13 protein-coding genes, 1 tRNA gene and 5 pseudogenes are annotated in these 16270 nt (G+C 69.2%); 11 read left to right on the forward strand and 8 right to left on the reverse strand.

The window, feature by feature from the left end:
• Positions 1–95: 95 nt before the first annotated feature.
• A pseudogene (locus AB0O76_RS42740) lies at positions 96–512 on the reverse strand (inositol monophosphatase family protein); the annotation flags it as partial.
• A 115-nt stretch (positions 513–627) separates the two neighbouring features.
• Here AB0O76_RS42740 and AB0O76_RS42745 point away from each other — a divergent pair.
• Both AB0O76_RS42745 and AB0O76_RS42750 read left to right on the forward strand, forming a co-directional pair.
• Positions 628–1545 carry a LysR family transcriptional regulator gene (locus AB0O76_RS42745; RefSeq protein ID WP_365502997.1) on the forward strand — a complete coding sequence of 306 codons (918 nt, stop codon included), beginning with the start codon at positions 628–630 and terminating at the stop codon, positions 1543–1545.
• A gap of 107 nt (positions 1546–1652) precedes the next feature.
• Positions 1653–2153, forward strand: a complete 501-nt coding sequence (locus AB0O76_RS42750) for a hypothetical protein (protein ID WP_365503000.1) — start codon at positions 1653–1655, stop codon at positions 2151–2153.
• A gap of 115 nt (positions 2154–2268) precedes the next feature.
• Here AB0O76_RS42750 and AB0O76_RS42755 read toward each other — a convergent pair whose 3' ends face one another.
• On the reverse strand, positions 2269–4263 hold the full coding sequence (locus AB0O76_RS42755; RefSeq protein WP_365503003.1) for an acetoacetate--CoA ligase: 1995 nt from the start codon (positions 4261–4263) through the stop codon (positions 2269–2271).
• 44 nt (positions 4264–4307) lie between these two features.
• Here AB0O76_RS42755 and AB0O76_RS42760 point away from each other — a divergent pair, with 44 nt between their 5' ends.
• Positions 4308–4538: a hypothetical protein gene (locus AB0O76_RS42760; protein ID WP_365503006.1), complete on the forward strand. Its 231-nt coding sequence runs from the start codon at positions 4308–4310 to the stop codon at positions 4536–4538.
• A gap of 416 nt (positions 4539–4954) precedes the next feature.
• Here AB0O76_RS42760 and AB0O76_RS42765 read toward each other — a convergent pair.
• From AB0O76_RS42765 to AB0O76_RS42780, 4 genes and pseudogenes are all read right to left on the reverse strand, one after another.
• Positions 4955–5073, reverse strand: a tRNA-Arg gene (locus tag AB0O76_RS42765).
• A 128-nt stretch (positions 5074–5201) separates the two neighbouring features.
• Positions 5202–6965 (reverse strand): IS1182 family transposase, encoded by a 1764-nt coding sequence (locus AB0O76_RS42770; RefSeq protein WP_365503009.1) that lies wholly within the window; start codon positions 6963–6965, stop codon positions 5202–5204.
• Between the two features lie 205 nt (positions 6966–7170).
• Complete coding sequence (locus tag AB0O76_RS42775; protein ID WP_365503012.1) at positions 7171–7677, reverse strand: DUF3592 domain-containing protein; 507 nt, start codon at positions 7675–7677, stop codon at positions 7171–7173.
• A gap of 601 nt (positions 7678–8278) precedes the next feature.
• A pseudogene (locus AB0O76_RS42780) lies at positions 8279–8398 on the reverse strand (helix-turn-helix domain-containing protein); the annotation flags it as partial.
• A 348-nt stretch (positions 8399–8746) separates the two neighbouring features.
• On the opposite strand from AB0O76_RS42780, the pseudogene AB0O76_RS42785 reads away from it, so the two are divergent.
• The 4 genes and pseudogenes from AB0O76_RS42785 to AB0O76_RS42800 all read left to right on the forward strand — a co-directional run.
• Positions 8747–9315 (forward strand): annotated as a pseudogene (locus AB0O76_RS42785) (MerR family transcriptional regulator); the annotation flags it as partial.
• Positions 9316–9510: 195 nt separating this feature from the next.
• Entirely contained in the window at positions 9511–9858 is a 348-nt protein-coding gene (locus tag AB0O76_RS42790) for a helix-turn-helix transcriptional regulator (protein WP_365503015.1), read from the forward strand.
• Complete coding sequence (locus AB0O76_RS42795; protein WP_365503018.1) at positions 9855–10679, forward strand: HD domain-containing protein; 825 nt, start codon at positions 9855–9857, stop codon at positions 10677–10679. Before AB0O76_RS42790 ends, AB0O76_RS42795 begins: the two co-directional genes overlap by 4 nt.
• A 474-nt stretch (positions 10680–11153) precedes the next feature.
• Complete coding sequence (locus tag AB0O76_RS42800) at positions 11154–11699, forward strand: pyridoxamine 5'-phosphate oxidase family protein (RefSeq protein ID WP_365503021.1); 546 nt, start codon at positions 11154–11156, stop codon at positions 11697–11699.
• On the opposite strand, the pseudogene AB0O76_RS42805 reads toward AB0O76_RS42800, so the two are convergent.
• A pseudogene (locus AB0O76_RS42805) lies at positions 11696–12542 on the reverse strand (sigma-70 family RNA polymerase sigma factor). The gene AB0O76_RS42800 and the pseudogene AB0O76_RS42805 overlap by 4 nt on opposite strands.
• Before the next feature lie 82 nt (positions 12543–12624).
• Between AB0O76_RS42805 and AB0O76_RS42810 the strand changes: the two are divergent.
• A pseudogene (locus tag AB0O76_RS42810) lies at positions 12625–12928 on the forward strand (hypothetical protein).
• 13 nt (positions 12929–12941) lie between these two features.
• Here the strand turns inward: AB0O76_RS42810 and AB0O76_RS42815 are convergent.
• Entirely contained in the window at positions 12942–13466 is a 525-nt protein-coding gene (locus tag AB0O76_RS42815; RefSeq protein ID WP_365503024.1) for an ATP-binding protein, read from the reverse strand.
• Positions 13467–13691: 225 nt separating this feature from the next.
• On the opposite strand from AB0O76_RS42815, the gene AB0O76_RS42820 reads away from it, so the two are divergent.
• The 3 genes from AB0O76_RS42820 (at position 13692) to AB0O76_RS42830 (ending at position 16270) form a co-directional block, all read left to right on the forward strand.
• On the forward strand, positions 13692–13976 hold the full coding sequence (locus AB0O76_RS42820; RefSeq protein WP_365503027.1) for a helix-turn-helix transcriptional regulator: 285 nt from the start codon (positions 13692–13694) through the stop codon (positions 13974–13976).
• Between the two features lie 5 nt (positions 13977–13981).
• Positions 13982–15562: a helix-turn-helix transcriptional regulator gene (locus AB0O76_RS42825; protein WP_365503030.1), complete on the forward strand. Its 1581-nt coding sequence runs from the start codon at positions 13982–13984 to the stop codon at positions 15560–15562.
• Between the two features lie 357 nt (positions 15563–15919).
• Positions 15920–16270, forward strand: coding sequence for an isomerase (locus tag AB0O76_RS42830; RefSeq protein WP_365503033.1), 351 nt, complete (start codon positions 15920–15922; stop codon positions 16268–16270).

Raw genomic sequence — 16270 nt, forward strand, 5'->3', positions numbered from 1 at the left:
CGCCGCCGTACCCATGGCCAATTAGGAGAATTCCGGATGGAGAATTACTTGGCGCTCAAACCACCCCAGATGAGGAAAAACTTGACCGTCGACACACCGCCGCCGGCGACCGCGGTGTAGGTGTCGCCGGTCAGCGGCAGATGGACGACGGTCAGTACCGGCTGGTTGTCACGGACCAGGGTGGCGGTGACGGCCCAGTCCTCCATGCCGTGGACGTGGTTGATATTGCCCTCGGCGGGGTCGACGACCCACCACTCCCCGGGCGGGAGCGCGCCGCCGGCCAGCTCGTCCTCGGCCCACTGCGACCCCGGTCGGGCCCGCAACAAGGGTTCCCGCAGCACGTCCAGCACCGCGCCGTCGTTGGCGTGGATCTCGCCGACGACCTCGTCCAGACTCACGCCCCGGGCGTGCGAGGTGTGGCGGTCGCGCAGCGTGACGCCGGCGGTCTTCACCGCAGCTGTCACGTCGGACAGGAACGTCGTACCGGCGTCGAAAGGCATGGCTGTGCTCATGGTGGGCTCCCTGGGATCGGTCGAAACGGGGCGGCTGTCTCGCCCCCGCACTTCGAAGGTAGGGCGCTCCGTCATTAACAACAAGTGCATGCTTGTTACTTGTAGAGTTACTGCCATGCAACTGGATCTGAACCTGCTCACGGCCCTGGACGCCCTGCTGGAAGAGGGCAGCGTCGCCGGCGCGGCAGCACGCCTCCATGTCACCGCACCGGCGATGAGCCGCTCCCTGGGCCGCATCCGCAAGGCCACCGGTGACCAGATCCTGGTCCGCACCGGCCGCAGCATGGTCCCCACCACCCGCGCGCTGGCCATGCGCGCCCAGGTCCACGCCCTCGTGCAGCAGGCCCACCAACTTCTGTCCGCGCAGCAGGAACTCGACCTGCCGGCCCTGGACCGGGTGTTCACCGTGCGCTGGCACGACGCCCTGACCGCCGCCTCCGGCACCGCCCTGATCACCGCCGTCCACCGCCAGGCCCCCGGCGTCCGGCTGCGCCTGTCCGCCGAACCCGGGACGGACGACGCCGAGCTGCGCCGGGGTGAGGTCGACCTCGAATCAAGCTCCAGCGCTCCGACGCTCCCCGACATCCGCCACCGCCTCGTCGGCAAGGACCAGCTGGTCGTCGCCGTCCGACCGGGCCACCCGCTCACCGCAGGCCCGCTGAGCCTTGAGCGTTACGCAGCTGCCGAACACCTCACCGTTTCGCGGCGCGGAAGCCTCCGCGATCCGATCGATGACGCCCTGACCACACGCGGCCTCGAACGACGCGTCGTCGCCGCCGGGCCCACCGCCGCCTTCGCACTGCAACTCGCCCTCGACACCGATCTGGTCGTCACCCTCCCCGACGCGGTCACCCGCACGGCCCGGGAACAACTCGGCTTGGCCACACTGCCGCCGCCACTCCAGCTGCCCGACGTACCCCTGTACCTGCTGTGGCACCAGCGCTACGACAACGACCGCGCCCACACCTGGCTGCGAGAGCTGGCCACCGAAACCGTCCAGGCACTATTCACACCACCGACCGCCTCTCAATAGCCCCACACCAACCGGACCGGGAGGGTCACACGCCCCGTAAGGCGGAGCGATGGGCCTCCCACGTGCCCGCGTGGGCCACGGCGACGAAGGAGGGCCTGGACGCATTCATGGCGGCCACCGTCAGCGTCCGGGAGGAGATCACCGCTGACGATCCGGAGCCGTGGATGACAGGGATGCTGACCGCTGCAAAGGCATGGAACGAGTACCGGCGGGCAGACGCCCACGCCGCCGCCATTGCCTGCGGAGGCGCCGTCTCGACCCAGAACATCGGCGCACAGGGCTGTATCTCTGCCGAACGGTGGAAGGACGGCCACGTCTTCATGCGGAACATCACCGCCCACGCCGTCATCACCAACTCCCGCGCCCACGCCTCCTACGTCGACTACGAAGCGTATTTCCGGATCCGCGAAGGCGGCCACTGGGTCAAGCTCGGCAACGGCCGCACGATCGTCCAGCGCAGGTCCACGATCGGTCCGTTCGAGATCGGCAACACCGACCGCGTCTGCGGCCCCGTCAACGCCACCGCCGAAATCCGGGTGCATGTGAGGCCGGCCGGCGGGGCGTGGAGCAACTGGAGCGGAGCCGTGACGAAGCAGTGCCAGACGTGAGCCAGGTACGACGACGCCCCCGCCTCCCGGAGTTGGAGGACGGGGGCTCCGCATTTTTCGACTACTGGGCACGAAGGGCCCCGCTACTCGCAGCGGGGCCCTTCGTGCCGGCGGCTCAGGTGGCCTCGGGGCCCTCGCGGCGTTCGGCGCCCAGGCGGGCGTAGTAGTCGATCAGCGCGGGGTCGTCGACGGCGCCGGGGTTTACCACCTCGGCGGCGGGGACGCCCTGGAGGAGGCGCTTGACCGGGACTTCGAGCTTCTTGCCGGTGCGGGTGTGCGGGATGGCGGGGACCTGGCGGATCTCGTCGGGGACATGGCGGGGTGAGGCGCCGGTGCGGATGGCCCGGCGGATCGTGTCGCGCAGGGCGTCGTCCAGGACGGCGCCGTCGGCGAGGACCACGAACAACGGCATCCAGTAGCCGCCGTCCGGTTCCTCCGCCCCGATGACGAGGGATTCGGCGATCTCCGGCAGGCGCTCGACCACGTCGTGGATGTCGGCGCTGCCGAGGCGGACGCCGTTGCGGTTGAGGGTGGAGTCGGAGCGGCCGTGGACGATCACCGAGCCGTGTGCGGTGCGGGTGATCCAGTCGCCGTGCCGCCAGACACCGGGGTACGTGGAGAAGTAGGCGTCGCGGTAGCGGGTGCCGTCCGGGTCGTTCCAGAAGTACAGGGGCATGGACGGCATGGGGCGGGTGATCGTCAATTCGCCGACCTGGTCGGTGACGGGGCGGCCTTCGGTGTCGTACGCGGCAAGGGCGACGCCGAGGTAGGGGGCGGAGAGTTCGCCGGCCCAGACCGGGGTGGTCGGGGCGCTGCCCGCGAAGCCGGAGACGACGTCGGTGCCGCCGCTGCCCGACGCCAACTGGATGTGCTCAGACACGTGTTCACGCACCCAGGGGTACGCGGAGGCCGGCAGGGTGGAGCCGGTGCAGCCGATGGCGCGGACCTGCGAGAGGTCGTGGGCGGCGGACGGGTCGATGCCGAACTTGGCCATGCCCAGGAGGTATTGGGGGCTGGTGCCGAAGAGCGTGACGCGATGCCTGGCCGCCAGTTCCCACAGCACGTCCGGGCGGGCCTGCGGGGCGGGGCTGCCGTCGTAGGTGCAGGCGGTCGCGCCGGTGAGGAGGGTGGAGACCACGAGGTTCCACATCATCCAGTGGGTGGTGGTGTACCAGAGGAGGCGATCGCCGGGACCGAGATCGCTGTGCAGGCCGATTGTTTTGAGGTGTTCGAGCAGGACGCCGCCGTGGCCGTGGACGATGCCCTTGGGCAGACCGGTGGTGCCGGAGGAGAAGACGACCCAGAGGGGGTGGTCGAACGGCACGGGGGTGCAGTGGAGCGGTGGGGCGGTGCGGCTGACCGCTTCCTGCCAGGTGACAGTCGGTTCGGCGAGGTCGGTCGGCCAGGGCAGGCCGGCGCGCTCCACCAGGATCGTGGCTTTGAGGGTGGGCAGGGCCCGGCTCAGATCGAGGGCGGCCTCGCGGCGGTCGTGGGTGGTGCCGTTGAAGAGGTAGCCGTCGGCAGCGACAAGGACTGTGGGTTCGAGTTGGGCGAAGCGGTCGGCTGCTGCCTGGGGCGCGTAGTCCTGGCCGCAGACCGACCAGACGGCGCCGAGGGAGGCTGTGGCCAGGAAGGCGACGATCGCGTGCGGGGTGTTGGGGAGGTAGCCGACGACGCGGTCGCCCCGGTCGACGCCGAGGTCGCGTAACGTCGCGGCGACCGAGGCCACTTGGGTACGCAGCTCCTCTCCCGTCACCTCGTGGCTCGCGCCGGTCTCGTCGAGCGCGATGATCGCGGGTGCGTCGGCGCCGAGGTGGCGCAGGGCGTGCTGCGTGTAATTGAGGGTGGCGCCGGGGAACCAGCGGGCCCCGGGCATCTTCTCCTCGGCCAGTACCTGCTCGTACGGAGTGGCCGCCTCGACGGCGAAGTGGTCCCAGACGGCCGCCCAGAATCCTTCGAGGTCGGTGACGGACCAGTGGTGCAGGGCGGTGTAGTCGGCGGGGTCCACACCGACACGGCGGGCAAACTCCGCTATGCGGCTGGTCGCCGACTCGTCCGGATCGGGGGTCCAGAAGGGTTCGGGCAGTTCGGCCGGTTCGGGCGTGGGCATAACGTGCGCTCCTCGTCGAGGCGGGCCATGAAGTCATGGAGGTCATGACGATCATGACGGGTCGTGGGGTGCGGGGCCAGCAGCGGGGCCCAGGCTTCCGTGCCGGTGAAGCGGGAGGCACCCGGCACAACAGTGTCGAGGACCACGTGGTCGGGGCGCAGCAGCACGACGTCGGCCCGGCCCGCGCGCAGCCAGCCGGCGAGGGAACCGTCGACGCGCAGGACGCGGGCGCCAAGGGCTTCGGCGACGGCCCGTACGCAGTGCACCCGGGATGATCTCCAGCCGCACTCCGGACAGACAGAACCATGCCCCCTGGCCCGAGCGGCCACGAGCACTTCGTCCTCGGTGAGCGACAACCGCTCGGCCTCAACAGCCGCACCGGGGAAGAGAAGATCAGCAACGCTCACGACCCCGTCCATACCCACGTGACGCCCAAGCCGTGGTCGCAGTCACTGCCCCCAAAACAGCGACAGAGCCAGATCTTGGGGAGCGGTCGCGGAGGGTCACGCCCTTCGATCTCAGCGAGCGTGGCTATGTGCGCGAGTTGTGTTGGGACGTCGTTTCGACATGAGATGGAGAGTCGCGCACTCGCGCGAATAAGCGGTGTTCACGAGAGCGGGGTCTGGCTCAACTTCTGTGGACCTGGACCGGCGTCGCAGTGCTTGCGCTGGACAGAGTTCCAGGTCGGCTGCGGTGCCGACGGGATTTGAACCCGCGGACAGATAGGGGCAGGCCCGCCCCGTCTCCGTCAGTCGCCGTGAGCGGGACCTCGCCCACGGCGATCGCAATGGGCCGCTCTGCCACGGCACCGCAGCCTGCGAGAATGCGCGCCATCCCGCTCCGGCTCAAGGTAGAGGATCGTCCTGTGTGCGGCGAGCCGTTATCCAGCACCGGCAACCGCTGCAGCAGGACCACAGAAGTGATGCTGTTGGTGATCTTCAGGTCGTCAACTTCCGGCAGAGTTGCTGAAGTCGACTCTTCGAACGTGGCGATTGCCCGGATGTGGTGCCTGGCGGGAAGTATTCGCTGAGGCGGATGATGTTGGTTCCGGCTGCGGTCAGCACGTGCTGGACGTGGGTCTTGGCGAGGCCGCGGTAGCGGCAGTTTCGCAGGCCGTGTGCGTGGACGGTTTCGGAGACCGTGGCCTCGCAGCCGGCGCGGATCGCGTATCGGCGCCGCCAGTGGTCGGTGTTCTGCTCGTGCCGGATCCGTGTCTGGATCTCTTGCTGGGGTTGGGGCAGCAGGAAAATATGGCGCCCTTTGCCGTCGGCGTTGCCGGTGCACTGCAGCCGGTCGGCGCACTCTCGGCAGGCTTTGCGCGGGAAGAGCACGGACAGTCGAGGGTGTCCGTCGCCGAGGGCCGGTTTCCAGGGCGGGCTGGTGACGCCGTTGGGGCAGGTGAGAGTTCGGGCTTGCCAGTCGACCTGGAAGTCCTCTTTGGAGAACCCCGGACGCTGGCCGGCCAGAGGATCGTCACGGGCCGGGCCGAAGAGCGTGATGCCCCACGTCTCGGCGGCGCGGTGGATGCTGTCCGGGGTGCTGTAGCCGCCGTCGACCACGTGCTCCACCAGCCGGAACCCTTGAACGATGAGCCCTTGGTGGATGCGCTCGAGGGCGTCGATGTCCTGTTCCGGGGCGGGGCGGGTGACGACCTGCACGATCACGTTCGGGCCGGTGTCGTCACAGGTCTCGGTCTGATGGTCGCGGTAGCCGATCCAGTCGCGTTTCCCGGCCGCGGTGATCTTGTGGCTGTAGCGGGCCTCCGGATCGTGCGGGGTGACGATCTCGATGCTCGACCACGGTACCCGTGCAGTCGCCGGGTCCGGCCTGCCATCAGCCGAGGTCCTGCCGGTGTTACGTTGCTCCATCTTTCTCCGGCTGGCCCGGTCACGGGTGGACTTCGGGCCTCGCCATCGCAATTGGCCGTCCTCGTCGCACCAGTACTGCTGCACCCACACCTGCCGCAGAACCTGCACGGCAGGAAGGTGCCGGAGCTTGGGCGGGGCCTCGGCCCGATGGACGGCGCGCAGGATGCGTATCCCGTCCGCGCCGACCTGCAGGACATAGGCGAGCAGAGCCTCCCCGCCACGCGGCAGTCGGTCGTAGCGGACCGGACGGCCGTAGCGGTCGCCCCACTGCGGTGTGATGAGCCCAGCCAGCCAGTCCTCGGCATACTCCGCGAGTTCCTCCAGGGCCAGGCGCAGGGTCTCGGCGACCAGTTCGCCGCGGTTGAGTCGGCGGACCGCAGCAAGCACGTGCGTGGAATCGGTGCGTAGCCGACCGCGCCGCTTGAGCAGACCTGCGGCCGCGAGGCGGTCGACCATCACCGCGAGCAGCCGGTCGGCGCGGTCCCCCTCGGCCATGCGGTCGCGGAACTCGCTGAGTACCGAGTAGTCGAAGCCTGGATCATCCAGTTCAAGCCCGAGGCAGTACTTCCAGTCCAGGCGGCAGCGCACCGCCTCGGCGGCCTGCCGGTCGGTGAGGTCCTCCGCGTACTGCAGCACCGAGACCATCGCGAGACGGGCCGGAGAGAGGCCCCGCCGACCGTCGGCCGGATACCAGTCGACGAAGTCCTCGACCGTGAACAGCTCGTCCAGTCGGTCGCGTACCCACATCGCCGCCGTGCCCCGCGGGTTGCTCGCCCGCGCCATCCGCACCGTCAACGGCGGAATCACCAGTCCGGAGCCCAACCCCATGGACATGGCGGTCACACCTCCGACCGCTCGAAACACCCCGCCCTGCTCAACGAAGCACGAGACCCCGCCCAACGGGAGCCTTCACGACGGGACTTCACCATGACGAATGAAGATCACCAACAGCATCCAGAAGTTGAGCCAGAACCCGAGAGCGGGAGCCAGTCGCCCTTGACCGCCGCGACGCCATTGAGGGGCCCGCGCCAGCCGGTCCCTAGGGGCACGAGGTGCTGTAGTCGCTCGTACCCCCATCACACTTTTCAAATGAAGATCCCCAGAACACCATTACCAGTGCGATTCCTACCCCAATCAGTGCAAAGGTCGTCCCCGTTGCGCCGACGAGCCAGTAGATGCGGGTGCCCGCCGACGAGAGCGTCCAGCGGGAGGGGTCTGCCGGGTCGTAGTAGACCGTGACCGGGGTGCCGGGTGGCGCGTTGCGGTGGAGCTCGCGGGCTATGTGGCCTTCGGTTTCCATGGGGCGGCCGTCGGCCGTGGTCCAGGTGATGACCGGGTAGTACACGATGGTCGAGGGGCCCGAGCGGTTGGAACTCATCCTGGTGGGGTGCAAGCGGGTCACCACCCCCTCCGCCCTCGCGCCCCTCCGGCGCAGGCTCCGGTCCCGGAGGAGGGCACGACACGCAATTACGGTCGTGACAGCGCCGATCAGCATGAAGCCCGTTGGGAGCAACCAGAGTTCGAGAGAAGGAGGCACGAGGACCATTCCGAATCAGCGGCGGCGGGACAGGGGCAGCGTAGCCACGACAAGGTGTGCAGCGGCGCGGAGGGGCAGTAGCGGTGCGACAGCGTCGATCTCTTGTTCGTCGACGAGCTGGGCTGTGCGCCACGAGGCGCTGATGGATCTCGCGGGATGAGAGGCCGCGGAGGGGCACTGGAGCAGGATCATCTTGCGGAGTAGTTCGAATGCGGCGCGTCCGTAGAGCTGCTTTTTGATCTTTTTTGATGCGGTTCACGGCGCCCTCGGTGCCGCCGGAGCTCCACTCCAGGGTGAGTCCGGCTGTCACGGCGTCGAAGTCGCGGCGCAGGTGGTGTGCGAAGCTGGCGCCGCTGTGGCGAGTGAGCCAGCCGGTCACCTGCCGCACTGTCGGTGGTGGGGGCGCTGCTGGGGACGGAGAGGCGCGAAGGGTGGCGATATGAGCGCGGTCCATGCCGTAGGTGACGGGAGCACTCTCGGCGAGCAGTTCGCGGTGCAGCCGGGTGACGCTCGTGCATCCTTCGGCGAATCGCCGCTTCAGGTAGGGCTTGAACGGGTCGAGCCGACCGGGGCGGGGCCGGCCTTCGTGGATGGTGTCCTGCCAGCGGGTGGCGCTCGCGTAGCGCAGCACGGTGTTGAGGCCCCAGCCCAGGCGCCGGGCGATCGCCCGGCGCGAGTGGCCCTGCTCAAGCAGTTCGTGGACCAGGGCATGCACGGCTTTCCTGCGCAGGGCCCGCGGCCCCGCAGGATCCGGGGCACGGTGGTGCGAGTCGTTGTGGGGCGGGGTGGTGCCCGAGCGCGCCGACTCCGGCAGCGTGTCGGCGGATGGCGGCTTGAGTTCCGGTGGTGCGGCCCGCAGGCAGTCATGGTGGGCGGCAACGCAGGTCTCCACGGCCCGGCCGATGCCTTGCAGCGCAGGGTTTCTCAAGCAGGCCGATCGTGATGACCGTCCGTGCGGCCGCCGATCGGCGCGTAAGAAGCTGAGAGCCGGGCTTGATCCTGCCGCAGCGGAAGCCTCTACCGTCCTGAGCAGGGCCGGAGATTCCGGCCCGGTGAAGCAGGTGTGAGGGAGGCGGCGATGGCCTGGCCGATCGCGGAGGCCGCCCGGATGTCGGGTGTGACGGCCCGGACACTACGGCACTACGACGATATCGACCTGCTGCCGCCGGCCTGGATCGGTGCCAACGGCCACCGTTACTACGAGGAGCGCCAACTGCTGCGGCTGCAGCAGGTTCTCGTACGGCGGGCGCTGGGCCTGGGACTGCCTGAGATCGGCCGGATCCTGGCCGCGCAGGGTCACGAGCTGGAGGCCCTGCGGGGCCATTGCCGTCGGCTGCTCGCCGAGCGCGACCGGCTGGATGCCCTGGCTGACACCGTCGCGCCCAGTGCATGAAGGTCCTGCGCGGTTTCCCGGAGCTGGTCGGGGCCGTCGAGCGGCATACCGCGGCGTTGAGCAAGGCCGAGATCGAGGCCGACGAGCGCGAGCGCACGGCGCAGATGATCCGGCTGGCGGAGCTGTTGGCCGCCGGCCTGCCCGCTGACGCCGACGCGGTGCAGGTCGAGATCGACACCCAGTACCGGACGTTGGCCCAGAGCCGGGCAGCCACCGCCGAGGAGTACCGCGCGATCGGGCGTTGCTGCGTGGAGAGCATGCAGGGAACGATGAACGAGTCGTCGCTCATCGCATGGCCCATGTCCGTTGGCCCATGTCCGTACATCCTCACCCGCAGATCGGCGATCTGCGGCTCGGTCCCGAGCTCGTCGGCATCCTTGGTCGCGGTCGAGCTCCAGGGTATCCCGTTATCCTAGACAGGCCATATATAGGCTATGTAGAGTACGAGTATGGTGACGTTGCGGATGACCCTGCAGACCCAACTGGTGCTGCGGGCTTTGCTGGAGGATCCCGCCAAGCAGCGATACGGCTTGGAGCTCTGCGAGCTGGCGGGACTGCCGTCGGGCACGATCTATCCGATCCTTGCCCGACTCGAACAGGTCGGCTGGGTGGACAGCACCTGGGAGGACCCGGCGTTGCATGAGGAGGCCGGCCGACCGCGGCGGCGCTTCTACCGGATCACTCAGGACGGCATCGAACAGGCCCGCGATGCCCTGGCGCGCGCCTACCGTTCCCGCAAGCAGCCGCTGCCGGGATGGGCCGCCGCCCGTCCGGCCGCTGACGGGGGAGTGTCATGAGGAAGAAGAGGTTATGGCCCCGGCGCATCCGGCACACGGGTGAACGCCCTTCCCTGGATGCGCTTTTGGCGAGCGTACGCCGTCAACCCGCCGCGGATACGGCGCTGGTGGAACGCGCGTACGCGGAGGCCGCAGTCTGGCACCGGGGCCACATCCGCCGCAGCGGGGACACGGTCCTGGCCCACTGCGCAACGGTCGCCGCCATCGTCGCCGAGTGCGGTATGCCCTCTGACGTGGTCTGCGCGGCCCTCCTGCATGACCTCGAAGACACCGCCTGCCCGCCCGAACGCGTCGCCGAGCTGTTCGGCTCGTATGTGGCAGACCTGGTGCGGGCCGTACCGGCTGCTCCGCTGGGACCCCTTTCCCTGGACGCCCCCGCCGCAGCCCCGGAAGTGCCTAACGGCGTAGTGCCCTTTGAGGCGGCTGTGCTGGCCATCCGGCTGGCCGACCGGCTGCACAACATGCGGACCATCGCGTTCGTGTCCCAGGCCACCCGCTACCGCAAGGCACGCGAAACCGTCGATGTCTTCGCACCCCTGGCGCAGGCGGCGGGGCTGTCCCAGGTGAGCGACGAACTGCATGACTTGGCCTCAGCCGTCCTCAAGAAACCTGCGGCCTCATACGCCCTCACCGGGCGGATGCTGGCCGCGCTCACGCTGCTGCTGCCCTCCCGCGGACGCGCACGGTGGCAGGAGGAATGGACGGCCGAACTGGCGGCGCTCCACACCCGCCGCGCCCGCGTCCGCTACACCCTGCGCGTCCTGCTCCACGCGCCGCGCCTGTCGATGACGCTGCGCCGCCCGATGGGCCAGGGGCAGTGATGGTGAGCGCGGTGCGGGCGGGAAGCCTGCTCGGGGCAGCGGCGGCCGCCTGCGGGATGGCCATGGTGGAGGGAAGCCTGCCTGCCTGGGTGACCGTGGGGCTGTGTACGGGCTTGCTGGCCCTGGCCGGGGCGGTCCTATTCTGGCCCAGCGAAACGCCGGCTCGACGCCTGGGCCAACTGATCCAGGCCTGGCGCAGCCCGACCGTGGTCGCGCCGTCCGGGCCTGCGGCTTCACCCGGGGGAGAGGACGGGGGACATGCGTGACTCTGCATCGCCGGATCGTGCTGCGGCGATCTCGCGCACGGGGCGGCCGAGTGCTGGGCCTTGGGCGATGCGGACTGCGCCGCCGACGCCGCGAAAGCCGCGGTGTCCCGGCAGGACCCGGATTCGGGGTGCTGCGCCCCGCCGGGGCTGAGCGCCGCCGGGCCGGGCTGCGTAGCCTGCGTCGTAGGAAGAGGGAAAGGAGTTCCGCATGACGCCGAAGCAGCCCAGGACCGAGCTCGACGCCCGCTACAGCTCCGCGCTCAACCCGCGCCCGGGCGCGGAGAACGTCACCGCCACCGACTGGGCCGAGGCCCAGCGCCAGCTGCGGGCCGCCGAGGTCTTCTGGATCACCACAGTCCGGCCGGACGGGCGGCTGCACGTCACGCCGTTGATCGCCGCCTGGCACGACGGGGCGCTGCACTTCAGCACAGGGCCGGGGGAGCAGAAGGCGAAGAACCTGGCCGGCAATGCCCACTGCGTACTCACCACAGGGCGCAACTCATTCTCCGAAGGCCTCGACATCGTGATCGAGGGCACGGCGGAGCGGGTGACGGATCCGGCGCGGCAGGACGAGGTCATCGCCGCGTTCGAGGCGCAGTACGGGGACCACATCACCTCGCCGGAGGGGACCTTCTACGGCTTCGGCGACAGCATCCGCAAGGGCAACGACCTGCTGTTCGCTGTGGCACCCGGCACGGCGTACGGCTTCGGGCACGACGGCCAGGTGTTCAGCCACACCCGCTACACCTTCTAGCGGGCCTGCACACGAGAAAGCGCCCGCCCGTCAGGGATTCGCGCCGGATCCGGCAGGGCCATCAGCGCGAGCTTGGCCGGGTCGATCACGACCTCCATGTCGGTGATCCGGCCGTCGACGACGGTGAACGCGAGGACCGAGAGCGGGGTGCCGTCCTCGTGCCAGGAAATGATCCCTGGGAGGCCGTTGACGAGCACCGCCCGTCCCTGTGCGGCTGCGCCGGCGGACAGTTGCGCGCCGGCTGCGACCTTGGTGGCGCCGAGGGCGACGACTACGCCGGACGGGGTGTCGACGGTCAGTTTCACCTCGGGGTCGAGTACGCGCAGCAACTCCTCGAAGTCACCGCGGCGAGCCGCCGCCAGGAAGGCCTGGACCACCTCTCGCTGCGGCGGTGGATTTGCCGAGGATCTGGCCGATCTCGTCGAACGGCACCGCGAACAGGTCGTGCAGCACGAACGCAAGCCGCTCGCTCGGCCTGAGCGACTCCAGTACGACGAGGAGCGCGAGCCTGACCGAGTCGGCGAGCACCGCGTCGTCCTCGGGCGCGGGACTGTCGTCGAGCGTCACCACGAACTCGGACAGGCCCTCGTCGTAGGACGCCTCCGGGCGGGCCTGGCGCGATCGCATGACATCGAGGCTGATCCGCCCGACCACCGTGGTCAGCCAGCCGGCGAGGTTATGGATGGGCGCCGCGTCCTGGCGGGAGAGGCGCAGCCAGGCCTCCTGGACCACGTCCTCGGCGTCGGCGTGCGATCCGAGCATGCGGTGGGCGACCGCGCGCAGCCGGTCGCGCTGGGCCTCGAACGCCTCAGTCATCGGGTCCGTCGGGCTGGTGTCGGACATGTTGTTACCTTCCTCGGTTCTGCTCCGTCGTGGGGATGACGGGCCCGAAGGGGTGCAGGTAACCGATGAAGGAGCAACACCGATGGAAGCACGCATGACACGCGCGGCGAATCCCGACGTGATCACAGCGATCCAGCACCTCTACAAGGCGATTCACGCCGGGGGCGTGGACCATCACCGATCAGGAGCGGGCGGCCCTCGCCCTGACCGAGGCCGCCACCCGCCTCCAGGACGGCGCACCGGTCGTGACCGACGAGATCTGGAACGCCGCAGCGGACCAATTCAGCGAGGAGCAGCTGGGCGCGATCACCCTGGAGACCGCGCTGACCAACTTCTTCAACCGGATCAACCGCACGATCCGAGAGCAGGCCGGCAAGACCTGGTGAGGCGGGCGGGGCGTCAATTCTTGACGGCCTCTGCGATCTGCAGGGCGGCCTGGGCGGGCGTGAGGTGCGTGGTGTCGACGACCTCGGCCTCGCCGTGCAGCCATGTGCGGGCCGCCTCGGCGTAGGGCTCGAGGTATTTGAGGCGGAACGGGGAGTTGGGGCCAATAACAGTGTCCCCTGCGATGCGCCCGCGGAGGGTGTCCTGGTCGGCGTGGAGGACGAAATGCCGTACGGGAATGGCATGTTGGGCGAGGCCCGTGCTGATCTCGCGCCAGTACTGCTCGACCAGGACCGTCATGGGCATCACCAGAGTGCCGCCGGTGTAGTCGAGTACGCGGCGGGCGGTCTCGACGACGAGCGGCCGCCACGGCGGCCAGTGCTGGAAGTTGTCCGTCCCGGGCAGCCCCGGCGTGATGTCCATGAGAGTCTCGCCGACCTTCTCGGCGTCGAACACGCGTGAATCCGGGATCAGCTGCTGCACGAGTGCACTGGTCGTCGTCTTGCCCGCGCCGTGGGTGCCGTTGAGCCATACGATCATGGGACCCAACGCTAGCGCTGTACCGGCCGCGGGAACGGGCACGGCAGAAATCCGGATCGGCTTCGGCTTTCCCGGAGCCCTTGACCGCCGGGCCAGGGCGGGCCGCTCGGCAGGCTTCACGCCCGCTCGGACCACCGCCACACCGACTGAGGAGCAATTCGCATGTGTGATGCGCGAGTGGGTTTTGATGCGATTTATGCATGACGGTGGGGTAGGGTGGCTGTCATGGCGTTGGGTCTGGAGGAGTCGTTGCGGTTGACGGTGGCGGCGTTGATGCAGGCGAAGGGGCAGTCGCAGCGGGTGGTTGCGGGGGTATTGGGGCTGACGCAGACGCAGGTTTCGCGCCGTCAGTCGGGTGTGAGTTCGTGGACTTTGCGTGATGTCGATGTCCTGGCCGGGTTCTATGGCATCGACGTGCTGGATCTTTTGGGGGGTCCGACCAGGGCGTGTGAGGCGCTCATCGCCCACGAGGATCGCCGCGCCGGCTCCGGGAAGGGGGCAGCGCGGTGAGTGACGTGGGTGATTTCGATGCGATCGATTCGCTGCTCGCGGCCGTCGGCCCGGAAGCCGGGCTCCCGGCCCCGGCGAGGCGACAGGAGCTGCGGGAGCTCGCTCGACTGTCAAAGGCACAGGTGGCCCGCGCGCTGGGGGTCAGCCCGTCCACGGTCGCCGGGTGGGAGTCCGGCCGGGATCCGGTCGGTGAGGTCCGCACCAAGTACGCGTACCTGCTGGACGGACTGAGCGCCAAACTCACCACCGAGGCCGAGCCGGGGAGCGCGCCGTCCGCTACCGAGCGGCCCCCGGCGGCAGCGGCCCCTGCCCCAGCAGCTGACGCTCCTTCGCCGGAGTGCGACGAGTACGCCGATGAGGTGGAGGCTCTCGCCGCGGGGGAGCCGTGTGTGCTGTGCGGGGCTCCGGCCAGACATCGGGTGGCAGGGTTTGTCCAGCACCTGGACCCCGCTGACTGCCGGCCCGCTACGGTGGCGGCCCCTGCAGCCCGGCCCGCCGCTGACGAGGAGCCTGTGAAGCAGGCCGCCCCCAAGCCGGCTTCGCGCACCCCACGCACCCCCGTGCCCGGCATGAAGGTCGTGTCAGCCGGTCGTCGCGTCCAGGCCGCATCCGACATGCCGGACCTGATCGGCGAGGCAGTCGCCGCGGCGCTCGCCGACCACGCCGGCGATGTGGAGGCAGCGACCGCCGCGTTGATCAAGCGGGCGATCCCGGACGCGATGGCGCTGCTGGACGAGACCCGCAAGGGTGCTCGTTACGACATCGTGGCGCATCCCTGGATCCCTGACATCCTTAAGAAGCAGACGTCCAGGGGTGCGGATCAGGTCTGGGAGGCCCGCCCCAAGTGGACCCGCGCGGAGCTGCCGCCCGGTCGGCATGAGGTGACCGTGCTCGACATCAACGGCGCCTACCTCTCTGCCCTCAAGACGCATTTGCCGCTGGGTCAGCTGGAACATTCCGCTGGTCTCGGTCACGACCGCCGCCGTGCCGGGGTCCACTTGATCACCCCGCCCGCCTGGGAGCACGAGCAGGTACTGCCCAACCCGATCGGCCAGCGTGACGAGCCGGGCCCGCTGTGGGTCACCGAACCCACCCTGCGCCTCCTGCTGCGCCTGTCGGGCCCGAAGTACGCCCTGTGTGACCCGCCCGAGATCCACGAGTCCTTCACCTCCGGTGCGACCGAGAACCTGCTGGAGAAATTCCGTATCGCTCTCAAGGACGCCCGTGACACGGCGATCGTCGAGGGCGATGAGGTGACGTTGGAGTACGTGAAGGCGATGTACTCCAAGTTCGTCTCGACGATGGGGGCCTCGAACTACAACCGTGAGCTCTACCGCCCCGACTGGATGCACCTCATCCGTTCCCAGGCGTTCTCGAACCTGTGGATGAAGGCCTTCAAGGCACATGAGGAGGGCCTGATGGTGGTGCGTGCGATGGGCACGGACGAGCTGCACGTGTCCGGTGACTGGCAGAGGGTCTTCCCCGAGGGGCGTGCGGTGACCGAGATGAAGGTCAAGGACCGCTACGTCGTCGGTGCGGCGGCGGACGAGCAGGACGGGCCGGACGAGCAGGGTGACCGGGACTGAGGCGGGACAAGAGGGCGAAGTGCCGCAGCGCACGGCAGAGTTCGGCAGGTTCGGCGAGCTGACCAGGGGTCGGCGGATTGCTACGCGCCCCTCGGCGAGATCGGCAGCCGCCTGGGACCGATTGGCCCGGTTGATGAACTCGGCAGCGTCAACCGGCGCATCGGCTACGGCCCGCCGAGCCACATAGTGGGCACACGCCAGGTATTGGCGCGGGTGCGACGGGGCGCCGCCCGGAGGTGGCGGGATCGAGGCTCAGCCGGCATGCGTGGCCCTCGCTGATCAGGTGGTGGCAGGCGCGTGTAGCGTCGCCATGTGTCCGTCGCGCGCCCACATGGGCGTTTGCCGCAGGAGGTTCGTGTGCCGCAGATCCTGGTCGACTATTCGGCCAATGTGAACTTCGACCACCTTGGCTTCGCCAAGGAGTTGCATCCGCTGATCACCGAGGTGATCGACACGACCGTGCCGGAGTGCAAGACGGTCTTCCGTCCCGCCGGGCAGTACGCGGTCGGCGACGGAACCGACGGGCGCGCGATGGTGCTGGTCGAGATCAAGATCCTCGCTGGTCGCGGCGTAGAGCTGCGCGCCGAGTTGAGCGCGCGGGTGCTGGCTCTGCTGGAACGGTACGTGGACGCGCCCGCCGCGCTCGCGGTGGAGGTCACCGAGCTGGACCGCGCGACCTACCGCTTCGTCCACCACCCCGGCCGATAG

Source organism: Streptomyces sp. NPDC086554, from assembly GCF_040686095.1.
Taxonomy (GTDB): Bacteria; Actinomycetota; Actinomycetes; order Streptomycetales; family Streptomycetaceae; genus Streptomyces.

Excerpts from the sequence above, each read along its gene's own strand:
- AB0O76_RS42820 (WP_365503027.1), top strand. The coding sequence starts at position 13,692 with ATGGCGTTGGGTCTGGAGGAGTCGTTGCGGTTGACGGTGGCGGCGTTG.
- AB0O76_RS42790 (WP_365503015.1), top strand. The coding sequence starts at position 9,511 with ATGGTGACGTTGCGGATGACCCTGCAGACCCAACTGGTGCTGCGGGCT.
- AB0O76_RS42775 (WP_365503012.1), bottom strand. The coding sequence starts at position 7,677 with ATGGTCCTCGTGCCTCCTTCTCTCGAACTCTGGTTGCTCCCAACGGGC.
- AB0O76_RS42770 (WP_365503009.1), bottom strand. The coding sequence starts at position 6,965 with ATGTCCATGGGGTTGGGCTCCGGACTGGTGATTCCGCCGTTGACGGTG.
- AB0O76_RS42745 (WP_365502997.1), top strand. The coding sequence starts at position 628 with ATGCAACTGGATCTGAACCTGCTCACGGCCCTGGACGCCCTGCTGGAA.
- AB0O76_RS42795 (WP_365503018.1), top strand. The coding sequence starts at position 9,855 with ATGAGGAAGAAGAGGTTATGGCCCCGGCGCATCCGGCACACGGGTGAA.
- AB0O76_RS42800 (WP_365503021.1), top strand. The coding sequence starts at position 11,154 with ATGACGCCGAAGCAGCCCAGGACCGAGCTCGACGCCCGCTACAGCTCC.
- AB0O76_RS42750 (WP_365503000.1), top strand. The coding sequence starts at position 1,653 with ATGGCGGCCACCGTCAGCGTCCGGGAGGAGATCACCGCTGACGATCCG.
- AB0O76_RS42760 (WP_365503006.1), top strand. The coding sequence starts at position 4,308 with ATGACGATCATGACGGGTCGTGGGGTGCGGGGCCAGCAGCGGGGCCCA.
- AB0O76_RS42815 (WP_365503024.1), bottom strand. The coding sequence starts at position 13,466 with ATGATCGTATGGCTCAACGGCACCCACGGCGCGGGCAAGACGACGACC.
- AB0O76_RS42755 (WP_365503003.1), bottom strand. The coding sequence starts at position 4,263 with ATGCCCACGCCCGAACCGGCCGAACTGCCCGAACCCTTCTGGACCCCC.